Annotated in this window: 14 protein-coding genes; 8 read left to right on the forward strand and 6 right to left on the reverse strand. The window is 61.4% G+C overall.

Features of this window, described 5'->3' with window-relative positions; genetic code table 11:
• Positions 1–384 precede the first annotated feature (384 nt).
• Together I2G43_RS06920 and I2G43_RS06925 are read left to right on the forward strand one after the other, a co-directional pair.
• Positions 385–1,038: a DUF1648 domain-containing protein gene (locus tag I2G43_RS06920; protein WP_195535596.1), complete on the forward strand. Its 654-nt coding sequence runs from the start codon at positions 385–387 to the stop codon at positions 1,036–1,038.
• A gap of 550 nt (positions 1,039–1,588) precedes the next feature.
• On the forward strand, positions 1,589–1,783 hold the full coding sequence (locus I2G43_RS06925; protein WP_195535597.1) for a ribbon-helix-helix domain-containing protein: 195 nt from the start codon (positions 1,589–1,591) through the stop codon (positions 1,781–1,783).
• Between the two features lie 12 nt (positions 1,784–1,795).
• Here I2G43_RS06925 and I2G43_RS06930 read toward each other — a convergent pair whose 3' ends face one another.
• The 5 genes from I2G43_RS06930 to I2G43_RS06950 all read right to left on the reverse strand — a co-directional run bounded on the left by I2G43_RS06930 (position 1,796) and on the right by I2G43_RS06950 (position 6,352).
• A complete protein-coding gene (locus I2G43_RS06930) occupies positions 1,796–3,193 on the reverse strand; it encodes a sensor histidine kinase (protein WP_195535598.1) in 1,398 nt (465 codons plus the stop codon).
• Between the two features lie 26 nt (positions 3,194–3,219).
• Complete coding sequence (locus tag I2G43_RS06935; RefSeq protein ID WP_117770652.1) at positions 3,220–3,882, reverse strand: response regulator transcription factor; 663 nt, start codon at positions 3,880–3,882, stop codon at positions 3,220–3,222.
• Between the two features lie 159 nt (positions 3,883–4,041).
• Positions 4,042–4,857 carry a lantibiotic ABC transporter permease gene (locus I2G43_RS06940; RefSeq protein WP_195535599.1) on the reverse strand — a complete coding sequence of 272 codons (816 nt, stop codon included), beginning with the start codon at positions 4,855–4,857 and terminating at the stop codon, positions 4,042–4,044.
• Positions 4,857–5,627 carry a hypothetical protein gene (locus I2G43_RS06945; protein WP_195535600.1) on the reverse strand — a complete coding sequence of 257 codons (771 nt, stop codon included), beginning with the start codon at positions 5,625–5,627 and terminating at the stop codon, positions 4,857–4,859. Before I2G43_RS06945 ends, I2G43_RS06940 begins: the two co-directional genes overlap by 1 nt.
• Positions 5,624–6,352, reverse strand: a complete 729-nt coding sequence (locus I2G43_RS06950; RefSeq protein WP_055309961.1) for a lantibiotic protection ABC transporter ATP-binding protein — start codon at positions 6,350–6,352, stop codon at positions 5,624–5,626. Before I2G43_RS06950 ends, I2G43_RS06945 begins: the two co-directional genes overlap by 4 nt.
• A 388-nt stretch (positions 6,353–6,740) precedes the next feature.
• Here I2G43_RS06950 and I2G43_RS06955 point away from each other — a divergent pair, with 388 nt between their 5' ends.
• The 6 genes from I2G43_RS06955 (at position 6,741) to I2G43_RS06980 (ending at position 11,576) form a co-directional block, all read left to right on the forward strand.
• Positions 6,741–7,445, forward strand: a complete 705-nt coding sequence (locus I2G43_RS06955; RefSeq protein WP_195535601.1) for a CDP-alcohol phosphatidyltransferase family protein — start codon at positions 6,741–6,743, stop codon at positions 7,443–7,445.
• A 66-nt stretch (positions 7,446–7,511) separates the two neighbouring features.
• The gene (locus I2G43_RS06960) at positions 7,512–7,946 is read left to right on the forward strand and encodes an FHA domain-containing protein (RefSeq protein WP_006236002.1); all 435 of its coding nucleotides are present in this window, start codon (positions 7,512–7,514) and stop codon (positions 7,944–7,946) included.
• A 3-nt stretch (positions 7,947–7,949) separates the two neighbouring features.
• On the forward strand, positions 7,950–8,828 hold the full coding sequence (locus tag I2G43_RS06965; protein WP_117770349.1) for a MerR family transcriptional regulator: 879 nt from the start codon (positions 7,950–7,952) through the stop codon (positions 8,826–8,828).
• Positions 8,829–8,868: 40 nt separating this feature from the next.
• Entirely contained in the window at positions 8,869–9,399 is a 531-nt protein-coding gene (locus I2G43_RS06970) for an adenine phosphoribosyltransferase (RefSeq protein WP_117770348.1), read from the forward strand.
• 32 nt (positions 9,400–9,431) lie between these two features.
• Positions 9,432–10,544, forward strand: coding sequence for an NlpC/P60 family protein (locus tag I2G43_RS06975; RefSeq protein ID WP_199577032.1), 1,113 nt, complete (start codon positions 9,432–9,434; stop codon positions 10,542–10,544).
• A 165-nt stretch (positions 10,545–10,709) separates the two neighbouring features.
• Positions 10,710–11,576: a DegV family protein gene (locus I2G43_RS06980; protein ID WP_117790396.1), complete on the forward strand. Its 867-nt coding sequence runs from the start codon at positions 10,710–10,712 to the stop codon at positions 11,574–11,576.
• Between the two features lie 73 nt (positions 11,577–11,649).
• On the opposite strand, the gene I2G43_RS06985 is transcribed toward I2G43_RS06980, so the two are convergent.
• The gene (locus I2G43_RS06985) at positions 11,650–12,261 is read right to left on the reverse strand and encodes a DUF1836 domain-containing protein (RefSeq protein ID WP_195404079.1); all 612 of its coding nucleotides are present in this window, start codon (positions 12,259–12,261) and stop codon (positions 11,650–11,652) included.
• Positions 12,262–12,300 lie beyond the last annotated feature (39 nt).

The raw sequence follows: 12,300 nt of genomic DNA on the forward strand, positions 1-12,300 counted from the left end.
CGTGCGACGGGGGCGAGGCGAATGGCTGAGCGGTATCGATATGCGGGTTCAACGGTATTATATTGACTACATAGATTATTAACTTGCTTGACTTGTAAACCTAGTCGTCCTGTCATCATATTCAACTTCGAAAAAAGGGGAATGAGGGCATCCCGATGCATCGAGTATTACTGGAACCCCGGCGATACGCTGAATGATTTGTGACGAATAGTCATGTCCATCAAGAAGGCTCGACGCTTCGGGCAGCTCGTCAATCGATATATCAATTCTTGGAGACATGTATTCCTACCATTTTTAAAGAAACAACGGCGGTAATCGCTATCGCGATTGCGCCAATAATACCGAGCGCCATCTATTTATACTTGATTTAAGGCGGAGTGGAATGTGGGCGCGCAAGGAGATGCGGAATCGATGAGAGCCTCAAAAAAAATTACTGCAGTGTTATCATCTTTCATCCTCTCTATTCTTCCATTTCTGATTCTATGGACGGCTTGGTCAGTCCTCCCTGATACAATTCCCGCTCATTGGAGTGGGGGTGTGGTTGATCGATGGGGTAATAAGCTTGAATTGCTGGTTGTTCCGCTGTTTTCTCTGATTGGTTCTATTGCAATTTCTGTGTACCTTATTGTTTCCACGCGGCGAAGAGAGTTCGCGGATTTCTCTGTTCGAATGCGACGGGACTTTGTTGCGTGCTATATTTCTAGTCTTCTTTTATCGACAACCTGCTCAGTGATAATTGCCGTTTGGGTTCAGTTGATTCTTACGCAAAGCACTGCAGTTGATGGGGGACTTGGACTATCGATCCTGTATTCCCTTCCCGGGCTATATGTGATCTTGTGCGCTTTGCCGCCTTTTTATGCGAGCGGCGAGAGCAAAAAGGCAGAGCGCCTGATAACAGTTCTTATTGGCGGCGCGGAGATTGTTCTTTGTGGAATAGTGCTTGAAGGTTCGGCTGCCTCTTATGCGATGATTGGACTGATGATTCTGTTCTGTGCGTTTGAGATTGTGTCACAGGTAAGGGATAGCCGGTCCTTATGAGTTGAATTACGCGCGTGCGGATATAAAGGGTGGCATGTTAAATTTGTTGAAAGCTCTGACATGCGCTGTCGACTTCATTAAAATCGATTGCCGATCAAGTCTTCCTATATATGCGAGCCCCAAGAAACTGCGCTGTGAACCTGAGTCCTCTATCGATCGGCCCGGTGCACCGGGCCGCTGTCCTCGAGCCGGCAACAGCTTGCCGGTCTCAAAACGTATGCCGTCCGGCACGACCGACGGCCGAGTCTTGCGCCCCGTTCGGGCAGCGCCAGAACCCCGTGCCGGAACCCATGCGGTCGATTGCAGGGGAATTCAGCCGAGGCCATCGAGGAGCCGACCTAGGGACGGCGCCCTCAGTCCTCGAAGGATTTCAACCGCCCCTTAAAGGCTCGGATTGATTTAACGGTTGATTCAATCCGGCAGAATATGCCGGGCATGGACCGGTTGACACAATGTAAGGTAAAAAGCAGATGCGGCCGTACGCCGGTGCGGGGTTCGGGTGATGTGATAGAAAGAAATATACGTATTACATCTAACCAAGAGGTGCGTCATGGCAACCGCCACCGCAGCCCTGAGAATCCCCGAGGACCTTGCGAACAGGTACGACCGCCTGGCGAAGTCGACGGGCCGCACGAAAAACTTCTACATGACGGAGGCGCTTGCCGCAGAGATAGGCAGGCTCGAATACGAGTACGGCCTCATGAATTATCCGGGAAGCGTTTGGTTGCGAGCCACGCCGGTGTGAGGGCCTGAGTCGTCAGGCCCCGCACAGGGGGACCGCGATGGTGGCCACCGCGCCGCCCGAGGGGCTGTTGGCGAGCGAGACGGAGCCCCCGTGGGCGCTCGCGGCCTCGGAGGCGGCGTGGAGGCCGAGCCCGTAGTGGCGGCCTCCGTCGCGCGAGGAGCGGGAGGAGTCGTCTGTGAAGAGGCGCTCGCAGCCGCGTTCGAGGGCGGCGGGAGAGAAGCCCGGTCCGTCGTCGGACACCTCGATGACGAGGTGCCCGCCCGCGACGTCGCAGGAGACCGCCACGCGCGAGCGCGCGTGCTCGGCGGCGTTGGCCACGAGGTTCGCGGCGGCTCGCGTCAGGGCGGTTCGGTCGAGCGGGGCCTCGGGCGCGCCCGCGACAGCGGGGCCCGTGGCCGCGTCGAGTGTCACGCCTCGCGACCGGGCGATCTGGGCGGCCTCGGCGAGGACCTGCTCGCAGAGCTCGGCCGGCCGCATGGGGGCCCTCTCCGCCCCGCCGGACCCGCGCGAGGCCTCGATGAGCAGGCGCACGTAGCCGTCGAGCCTTTCGACACTGCCGGCTATGTCGCGCGCGGCGGCCGCGAGGTCGGCGTCTTTCTCGTTTTCCAGCTCCTCTGCCACGAAGTCGGCGTTGGCGCGCAGCACGGTGAGCGGCGTCTTGAGGTCGTGGGCGAGCGACGCCACCTGCTCGCGCTGCCCCCGCTCCGCGGCCCAGCGGGCCTCGAGCGACTCGGCGAGGGAGGTCCGCATGGCGTCCATCGCGGCAAGGACGTCGTTCACCTCGCGCACGTTGGTGCTGCCGACCGCGAAGTCGAGCTCCCCCGCGCCGACGCGCCCCGCCGCCTCCGCGAGCGGCGCCATCTTGCGCGAGATCACGCGGCTCGCGCGGCGCGCCACGAGCGCGAGCGCGAGCGCGCTTCCCGCAGCGGCGCCGACGAGCATGAGGTTCTGCGGGTTGGGAAGCAGGCCGGCGAGGTCGCGCGAGACCCACTGCGGCAGGTACTCGCTGACGAGTGCGCAGGCCCCGCCGCCCTTGAGCGGGAACGCGGCGTAGGTGAGGCCCGAGCCCCCGCCCTCGATCTCCACTGTGCCCGGATCCGCGGCGAGTGCCGCACGGGCCATTTCCGTCGCGTCCTCGAGCCGCGTGCCCTCGAGGTCTGTCATCAGCACGTGTCCGTCCTTGTTCAGGATGAGGTAGCGGTACGCCGTCGGCACGTCCTGCTGCCCGCAGACGCCGTCGCGTGCCAGGCCCTCCGCGACCTCGCGCGCATTGGCCGGCCCCCAGCTTGCCTCGTAGACGAAGCCCGCGTTGATCGCCGCGGAGAGCGCCATGAACGAGGCGAGCCACGCCGTGGCGACCGCCGCGAACGCGTAGGCGAAGTAGCGCGCGATGACGAAGGAGAGCGGCATGCCCCCGCGACCTCGCGCCCCGGTCCTCAGAGCTGCCACTTGTACCCCATCCCCCAGACGGTCGCGATCGGATCGGCGCCGGCCTCGGAGAGTTTCCTCCGGGCGCGGCTGACCTGCATGGATATGGCCGCGTCGTCGGCGTCGCTCTCCCAGCCGAGCACCGCCTCGCGTATCTGCGCGCGGCTCATGACCTGCCCGGGGTGGCGGGCGAGGTACTCGCAGATGGCGTACTCGGTAGGCGTGAGCGGCACGGCCTCGCCGCCCACCGCGAGGCCGCGCGCGCCGAGGTCGATCCGCACCTCCCCGAAGGAGAGGGCGTGCGAGCGCGGCCGGCGCTCACGGCGCAGATGGGCCGCGACCTTGGCGCGCAGCTCCGCGGCCCCGAAGGGCTTGCGGACGTAGTCGTCGGCGCCCAGGCCGTAGGCGGCCACGGCGTCCTCCTCGGCCACGCGCGCGGTCAGGAAGACGATGGGCCCGTCGAAGTCCGGGCGGATCTGCCGCACGAGCTCGAAACCGTCGAGCCCCGGCATCATGACGTCGCAGAGCACGAGGTCGAAGCGCGAGAGGTCCATCCCCGGGACCGCCGTCGGGTCCGCCGCCCTGACGACCTCATGGCCGTCGCGGCCGAGGACGCGCGCGAGCGCGTCGAGGATCGCCCGTTCATCATCCACTGCCAGTATCCTCGCCATGTTCGACCTCCTGAAACTTCCGTCGAAATTGTACTAGCGCCGCGCTCAGCGGTCCAGAGCCCTGCGCGCAGCGCCGACCCCCAGCCGGCGTCGAGCAAGTCATTCCCGCCCAGGACGAGCGCTGCGGAGAGGAGGACGAGCATGGCGGCGAGCGGCCTCCTACGCATCCGCCCTCCCGTCCTCGAAGCGGCAGAACCAGGCGAGAAGGACGGCGTCGGCTAACAGGGTGAGCACGAGGCCAGCGAGCGCAGTCGTGAGGAGAGGGCCCGCCGCGCGTGCTGCGTCGATGAAGGCCTCCACCCCGAGCGACCCCAGGCGCGCGGGCCAGGCGAGCGGCACCCAGCTCAGGGGCGTCGCCAGGGCACCGGTGAGCTCGCCGGTCATGAGGCCGTGCGCAAGTCCGCCCACTGAGAAGAACGCGAGGAGCATACCCGCCGCGCCGGCGCCGATGGCGGCGTTGCGGCCGAGGCGCAGGGCCACGCCGAGCCCCAGCGCGTAGAGGGGCAGGCTGCCCAGCACGATGCCCGCCCAGGCGGCCGCAAGCGGAGCGGGCCCAAGCGGCAGGCGCCCGGCAACGGCGAGCACGGCCCCGAACACGCCAAGCGCCACGGCCAGCGCGCCCGCGCCGAGCGCCGCAAGGGCGAGTAGCTTCGCCGCGACGGCGCGCCCGCGCGAGGGGACCGCCGTGAGGTTGGCGAGACGCCCGGCAGCGCGCTCGTCGTCCACGGTGAGCCCACAGACGATGGCGGACATGAGCGGCATGAGGGCGCCGAGGAACTGGGCGTAGGCGTCCGCGCCCAGCGCCGGGTCCCATCGGGTTACGGAGAAGTACTCGCCGCAGGCAAGACCGGCTGCCAGGCCGCAGACGAGGTGCACCGCCGTGAGCGGGGAGCGCGCCAGGCGCAGGGCCTCGGAGAGCAGGGCCCGCGGGAGAGTCATGCGCGGCGTCGGGTCGGAGAGTCGTGTCATGGCCATCACCTCTCCTCGGAGCGCGCGAACCAGGCCGCGCCCGCCGCCGTGAGCGCGGCGAACGCGAGCGCGCTGACCGCAAGGCCCGCTAGCGTGAGCATGCCGTCCGCCGCGAGCGCCCCGCCGAGCGCCATGTCCGCCGCGAGTGGCTCGCCGCTCGGCAGCACGGGGATGAAGCTCGTGGGTATGACCATGCTCGCCGACGGCGGAAAGAGCTGCGGCAGCGGCACCAGCGACCAGGCGAACCCGCCCACGAGCTGCGCGGCGAGCGGGCAGAAGATGCCCGCGAGCATTCCGAGCCGCGCCGTGAGGAAGAGCCCTGCGGGGATCATCCACGCCGCGGTCACCGTGTTGGCGAGCGCGCAGAGGAGCATCGTGAGGGTGCCCGCGGCCGTGAGGCCCTGCGAGGAGAACGCCGATCCCGCGAGGTAGATGCCGAAGACCACGAGGTTCGAGAGCGTGCAGAGAGCGAGGCACCAGAGCGCCTTGGCCCACCAGGCGCGCCCGAGCGGGAAGCCCAGGCCCAGAAGCCCCCGCATCCGCGTGCGAGCGTCCGCCCGCGCGACGCACGCCACCACGAGCGAGAGAGACACGGGCAGGAAGAGCGCGTACCAGTAGTTCCACGCGCTGAAGATCTGCACGCCCCGGTAGGGCATCGCGCCGAGCAGCGGCATCGGCAGCGCCATGAGCACGGCCAGGCGAACCGGTGCCGCGTGGCGCGACTTCAGGGCCTCGGCGCGCAGGCCCGCGAGCAGGTCGCCTTTCTCGCCCGTCATGCCGCCACCTCCCCGCGTGCTCGTCGCCCTTCCCGGCAGAAACTCATGAAGAGTTCCTCGAGGTCCTGCCCGGGCCGAAGCGCATCCTCGTAGGCGAGGCGCCCTCCGCAGATGATGCCGATGGTGTCCGCCATCTGCTGCACCTCGGAGAGGATGTGGCTCGAGACGATCACCGTCGTGCCCGCCGCCGCGAAGCCGCGGATCTGGTCGCGCAGCTCCTCGATGCCGATGGGGTCGAGGCCGTTGGTGGGCTCGTCGAGCACGAGCAGGCGTGGCCGGGCGATCAGCGCCAGCGCGAGCCCCAGGCGCTGCCGCATGCCCATCGAGAAGCGCCCGGCGCGCTTCTTCCCAGTGTCTGCGAGGTCCACGGCGGCGAGCACCTCATCTATGCGGCTCTCGGGAAGGCCCAGCAGCGTGGTGCGCACGCGCAGGTTCTCGCGCGCGGTGAGGTTGGGGTAGAGCGGCGCCTCCTCGATGAGGCTGCCGATTGCGTAGAGGTCCTCGCGGCGCCAGGCGTGCCCGGCAAAGAGGATCTCCCCGGCCGTCGGCCGCAGCATCCCGCAGATCATCTTGAGCGTTGTCGACTTGCCGGCGCCGTTGGGGCCGAGCAGCCCGTACACCTCGCCCTCGCGGATATGAAGGCTCACGTCGGCCACGGCGTCCTGCGCCTGGTCGCCGCGGCCGAAGCGCTTGGTGAGCCCGCGCGTCTCGAGCATGTAATCCATGGGCTTATCCTTTCTCTTCCGGGCGCGCGGGCCGAGTCGCCGTGCCCGCGCGCCTTACCTTTCGGGTTCACCATCCATGATGGGGCGCGTTTCTAACGAAGCCGTAACGGCCGTTGGGCTCTTTTGGTGCCAGCCCTTCTCGACCCGTACGCATTTGCTTAAAGCAACAACTTTCCCGATCGATGTAATCACCGAATCAAAACGTGTACACCAGCCACCAAAGATGCCGAAAAATGTCGCTTTTGGAGGCTGATGTACACAAATGCAGAATCCAGCGCAGCCCAGAGGCGCCCTCCACATGTCTGGACTCTCTATGGCTGCGCTGGATAGACATCGCTGGAACGGGTATAGTATCGAAAGTTTTGTCGTTAACCAGCGGGGGAGTCCTGTGGACATCAAAAAGAAGATCAAAAAGGAGCTTATCGGCACTTCCGATTACCCGTCGAATAAGATCTTTACGATCTCCAATTTCATCACCTTTACGCGCCTGATCCTCACCCTGGTATTTCTGTACCTGTTTGTGACGGATAACAACCGTGTCATCGCCATCGTTATCTACGCCGTTGCCGCCTCCACCGACTGGATGGACGGTCAGATCGCCCGCATGACTAAGACGGTCTCGTGGCTCGGCAAGGTCATGGATCCCATTTGCGACCGTGCGCTGCTGTTCACCGGCGTACTTGGACTGGTGGTCCGCGGAGAGCTGCCCATCTGGGTCTGCGTACTCATTATTGGCCGCGACATCTATCTGGGCATCGGCACGCTTATCGTGCGTCATTATCACCGTCGCCCCATCGATGTGGTCTTTCCCGGAAAGATTGCCACGGCGCTGCTCATGACCGGCTTCTCACTCATGCTGCTCGGTTTCCCCGTTATTGACGGCCTGCACCTTTTATCTTCAACCCTTACGGCCTTCCCGGGCCTCAACGGAAGCTCGGTGCCCCTCGGCATCTTCTTTGTGTACGGCGGCGTGATCTTCTCCATGCTCACGGCTGTCATCTACTCCATTAAGGGCGGAGTGGCCATTAAACAGGCTCTCGCGCATCCCGAGGACGAGGACATCGACTTTCTGAACCCTGAAATCGAAGACTGATTCGTTGGGGTATGATTACGTACGGTTCATTATTTGCGGCACGTCCGCGATAAGTTAGGGGTTGTCATGGACAACATGGTTAACAATATGCCTCAGAATGATAAGACTGCTGACGCTACCTGCGTATTCCGCGTGCCTTCAAGCGACGTCACCGTTCCCGACCTCATGGCCAACGTGCGCATCACCGCCCCCGTCCTGTCCATCGTCAAGGGTCCGCAGACTGGTGCCGCCTTTGAGCTCGAGGACGACGTGACCACCATCGGCCGCGATCCCGCGAACGGCATCTTCCTTAATGACATGACCGTTTCGCGCAGCCACGCGCGCATTATTCGCGAGGGCCTCGGCGCTCGCATCGAGGACCTGGGCTCGCTCAATGGTACCTGGGTCGACGGTGCCATTGTCAATGCAGCCCCGCTGCACGACGGTTCTTCCGTTCAGATCGGTACGTTTACGCTCATCTACCACGAGAGCACGCCGGAGCGCATCGAAACCGGTGAGTAGGGCATGGCCGAACGCAACTATCTGAGTATCGGCCAAGTCGTCAACCTACTTCGAGGCGCATACCCCGATCTTTCAAACTCAAAAATTAGATTTCTAGAGGATGAGGGGCTCATTACCCCTCATCGTACGCCTAAGGGATACCGTCAGTACTCTAAGGAGGACGTTGATCGTCTGGAGGTCATCCTGCACTTGCAGAAGACCCGCTACATGCCGCTCAACGTGATTAAGCAGCGCTTGGAAAACGCCACGGACCTGTCAACGCTCGCCTACGAGGTGGGCTTGCTATCCGATGTTCCGCTCAAGACGGAGCCCAAGGAGACTAAGCAAAAGCTGCATCCCATCGAGACCATTCCCGATATGTTGGGCGTCGAAATTTCGTTTATCCGCTCGCTCGCCGAGAACGACCTCATTCGCATCATCAAGAGTCCGCAGAATCGCGAGCTTGTCGATGGTCGCGATTTTCCGATCATCCGCTACTGCTCCGAGCTGTCGCGCTTCCATATCGAGCCGCGCAACCTGCGTCAGTACGTGTCTTCCGCCAACCGCGAGTCCTCGATGTTTGAGCAGGTGCTTGTGAGCATGCTCGGCATGGATACCTCCGATGACGAGCGCGACGCCAAGCTCGAGCGTGCGTTTAAGAAGCTTCACGACCTGACGGAGGGCGTGCACACCGCGCTGCTCAAGAACCGCGTTTTTGAGTCGCTCAACGCCGTGGTCGAGGACGCCGACATCGATGCACTCGATGAGGAAATCACTCGCTCCGAGTCCACCAAGGCCAAAAACGAAGAGATAGCCGCGCCGGCTTCGCACAAGGATTCTCTCGTCAAGCCGCTCAAGGTCGTCCCCCCTTCGCAATCCGGCACCGCCACCGCGGGCAAATAACCGCTGCTGAAATTTCGGGAACCCATTGAAAGGTCATGCAATGTACGACTTCGAATCTCAAATCGTCGACATCCCCGACTATCCCGAGCCCGGAGTCATCTTTAAAGACATCACGCCGCTCTTTGGCAATCCCGAGGCGCTCAAAGCCATGACCGATGCCCTCGCCGAGCACTTTGCCGGCATGGGAATCACCAAGGTCGTGGGTCCCGAGGCTCGCGGCTTTATGGTTGGCGTACCGGTAGCTGTAGCCCTTGGCGCCGGCTTTGTTCCCGCACGTAAACCGGGCAAGCTACCGCGCAAGACTGTGAGCCAGAGCTACGAGCTCGAGTACGGAACGGATTCCATTGAGATCCATGCCGACGCTATCAGCTCTAAAGATACCGTGTTGATTCTGGACGACTTGGTCGCGACGGGCGGAACCGTCGAGGCAACAGGTAAACTGGTGCGAGATATGGGCGCAAAGCTTATCGGTTACGGTTGTATCCTTGAGCTTGCGTTTCTCAACCCGCGCGAGAAGCTCACGCCGTCTGATGACGATGTGGAGCTCTTTAGCCTGGTGACGGTGGACTAGCCGTTACCCTTAGTTACTGGAAAGGAAGCTACATGCGCACAGCAAACACGCACAAAAACATGGCACGCTGCGCTGCTACGGCAACCCTCGCTTGTGTTTTGGGCTTGGGCCTCGCGGCTCCTGCCTACGCCGATACCGCATCCGACCTTGCCGCTGCTCGTACGAAGCTCGAGCAGATCGGTACCCAAACTCAGCAGATTTACGATGAGCTCGCCACGCAGACGCAGGCGCTCGATCAGACTGCCGGCGAGATCACGCAAAAGCAGCAGGAGATCGCCGATGGTCAGGCTAAGCTCTCAACCTATGTCGCCGGCGAGTACAAAACCGGCGGTCTGAGCCTGCTTCAGGTTCTGACGGGTGTCGATGACCTGAGCGATATGCTCAACCGTCTGTTCTACTACGGCAAAGTTTCCGATAAGCAAGCTCAGACCATTCAAGAGGTCAAGGAGCTTAAGCAGCAGCTCACCGATAAGCAGGCCGAGCAGGAGAAGAACGTCGCCGCGACGCAAAAGAAGGTCGACGAGCTCAATGCCCAGCAGGCTGAGGCTCAGAGTGTCGTGAACTCCCTGGATTCGCAGCTGCAGGCCGAGCTCGCTGCCGAGGCCGAGGCCAACGCTGCGCTGCAGGCTGGCATTAATGCTAGCACCGCCGAAAAGGCCACGGTGAGCAACGACACCGCCGGTACGACCGAGAACACCAACAATGGCGGCCAGACCAACAATAACAACAACCAGGGCGGCAACACGCCGGCTCCCGCACCGCAGCCTGCCCCCACGCCCGCTCCGGCTCCCACGCCTTCGGCACCGAGTCAGTCTGTTGATGGTGGCTCCGTTGTTTCGCGCGCCTACAGCAAGCTCGGCTATGCGTATTCTTGGGGCGGCATTGGACCGAACAGCTTTGACTGCTCCGGTTTTGTAAGCTATTGCCTCACGGGACGCTACTGCCGTCTGGGCACCACGGTCGACTTCATGGGTTGGACCCGTGTGTCCGATCCGCAACCCGGCGATGTTGTGGTTAACTCCTACCATACCGGCATTTATATCGGTAATGGTCAGATGATCCATGCTTCCGACTACAAAACGGGCGTCATCATCAGCTCCGTTGCCGCCGGCATGAACAACAACTATATCTTCGTGCGCTACTAAGTCATCTTACACAGCGTGTGAATGTGGACCTCGTGGCTTAAAGTCGCGAGGTCTATTCTTTTGTCTCTAATCTTGTACGGCTATCTAGTATTCAAAACTAGATAGCCGTACATTCGGTTTGCAAGAAGGCTATAATTGTTGAGGAACAATTAGAAAGGACCCTCTATGAGCTGGGCACTTATCTCAGATTCAAGCTGTAACCTCCGCGATTGGCAACCGACCGCGCCCCATACCACCTTTGCATTTGCGCCCCTCAAAATTCGAGTGGGGGAGCGTGAATTCGTCGATGACCTTTCGCTTGATGTACATGAGCTCAACTGCGCTGTTCAGGCGGAGACGAACGCTTCTTCGAGCGCTTGTCCCAGCGTAGGGGAGTGGGCCGAGCTCTTCAAATTGGCCGACAAGACCATCTGCATGCCGATCTCTGAGGGCGTGTCGGGCAGCTACAACGCGGCAGCCACGGCTCGCGATATGGTTCTTGCCGAGGAGCCCGACCGACAGATTCATCTAGTCAATTCACGCGCAGCTGGCGGCAAAATGGATCTCATTTTCTTGCTGTTCGACCGCTATCTTGTAAGCAACCCGGATGTCTCATTCGAGGATGCTTGCGCATACTTCGATAGCCTTGAACAGAACAGCAAAATCCTCTTCAGTTTGTGCAATTACGAAAACCTCGCCAAAGCCGGACGTATCCCTAAGGCAGCCGGCGTCATTGCCAACAAGCTCAATATCCGCATTTTGGGCACGGCGAGCGAGGCCGGTAAAATCGAACTCGTCGGGCACACGCGTGGCGAAAAGAAGATGCTCAACAAGATCATCGACACCATGGAAGCCGAGGGTTTTACGGGCGGCGAGGTCATCATCGATCACGTTGAGAACGAAGCTGGAGCCCAGGCGCTTACTGACCGCATAGTCGAGCATTGGCCCGGCTCCAAGACCATCATCATGCCCTGCAACGGCCTGGATTCCTATTACGCCGAGATGCACGGCCTCATCATCGGCTACGGCATGGGCGTAGCTTCGGGCAAGTAAAGTCCAACCAAGCAAAAATATGGGCGGGACAAAGCGACAGATGGCTCTTTGTCCCGCCCGTTTTATACGTCGGCTAGCTATTAAACCCATTAAACTTTAGATAGCTCATCAGGTACGCTTTCGAAACGAAGGATGAAACCGCACTGCGCACAAGCAGCGACTCACGCGTTACCTGATGCGCCGTATCGGGAACCGGCGTCTGCTCGACGGAAAACGCCGAACGAATCGATGCCTCGAGCTGATCGACCACATAATCGAAGGCCGTCGGGGCATCGTAGCTCAAACGCTGAATGTTAAAGAGTGCCTGCACCGCAGCAATAGGTAAGACCTGCTTAAAGAGGCAGATAGCGATCAGGCGGGCAATCTGCTCGCGGCCATATTGCTTTTTGACCGGAGCAGGCACCAGGCCGACCTTCACGTAGTTATTGATCATCGATGGCGTAATGACAGGGTGCTCAACGCAAATGGACAGCGGCTCCATCCACAGCGCAACATACTCAATAACCTGGTCGCGGTAGAGCGTCACATTGGGCAACTGGTCATAGCGCGGCAGACTCAACGTATTGAGTTTGCGCACGATTTCGGACTGAATAAATGCATCGGGCAGCACAGTGGGCTGAATATCCTCAGGCTTAATGCTGACCGACGAATCGGACATCGGAATAACGTGTTTAACGTGGTTCATAAAGGTCCTCCGTTCATTTTCTATATTGTATTCTAGGTT

The organism is Collinsella aerofaciens (genome assembly GCF_015557435.1).
Lineage (GTDB): Bacteria > Actinomycetota > Coriobacteriia > Coriobacteriales > Coriobacteriaceae > Collinsella > Collinsella aerofaciens_Z.

Excerpts from the sequence above, each read along its gene's own strand:
- I2G43_RS06950 (WP_055309961.1), bottom strand. The coding sequence starts at position 6,352 with ATGGATTACATGCTCGAGACGCGCGGGCTCACCAAGCGCTTCGGCCGC.
- I2G43_RS06945 (WP_195535600.1), bottom strand. The coding sequence starts at position 5,627 with ATGACGGGCGAGAAAGGCGACCTGCTCGCGGGCCTGCGCGCCGAGGCC.
- I2G43_RS06980 (WP_117790396.1), top strand. The coding sequence starts at position 10,710 with ATGAGCTGGGCACTTATCTCAGATTCAAGCTGTAACCTCCGCGATTGG.
- I2G43_RS06940 (WP_195535599.1), bottom strand. The coding sequence starts at position 4,857 with ATGGCCATGACACGACTCTCCGACCCGACGCCGCGCATGACTCTCCCG.
- I2G43_RS06935 (WP_117770652.1), bottom strand. The coding sequence starts at position 3,882 with ATGGCGAGGATACTGGCAGTGGATGATGAACGGGCGATCCTCGACGCG.
- I2G43_RS06985 (WP_195404079.1), bottom strand. The coding sequence starts at position 12,261 with ATGAACCACGTTAAACACGTTATTCCGATGTCCGATTCGTCGGTCAGC.
- I2G43_RS06960 (WP_006236002.1), top strand. The coding sequence starts at position 7,512 with ATGGACAACATGGTTAACAATATGCCTCAGAATGATAAGACTGCTGAC.
- I2G43_RS06975 (WP_199577032.1), top strand. The coding sequence starts at position 9,432 with ATGCGCACAGCAAACACGCACAAAAACATGGCACGCTGCGCTGCTACG.
- I2G43_RS06970 (WP_117770348.1), top strand. The coding sequence starts at position 8,869 with ATGTACGACTTCGAATCTCAAATCGTCGACATCCCCGACTATCCCGAG.
- I2G43_RS06930 (WP_195535598.1), bottom strand. The coding sequence starts at position 3,193 with ATGCCGCTCTCCTTCGTCATCGCGCGCTACTTCGCCTACGCGTTCGCG.
- I2G43_RS06965 (WP_117770349.1), top strand. The coding sequence starts at position 7,950 with ATGGCCGAACGCAACTATCTGAGTATCGGCCAAGTCGTCAACCTACTT.
- I2G43_RS06925 (WP_195535597.1), top strand. The coding sequence starts at position 1,589 with ATGGCAACCGCCACCGCAGCCCTGAGAATCCCCGAGGACCTTGCGAAC.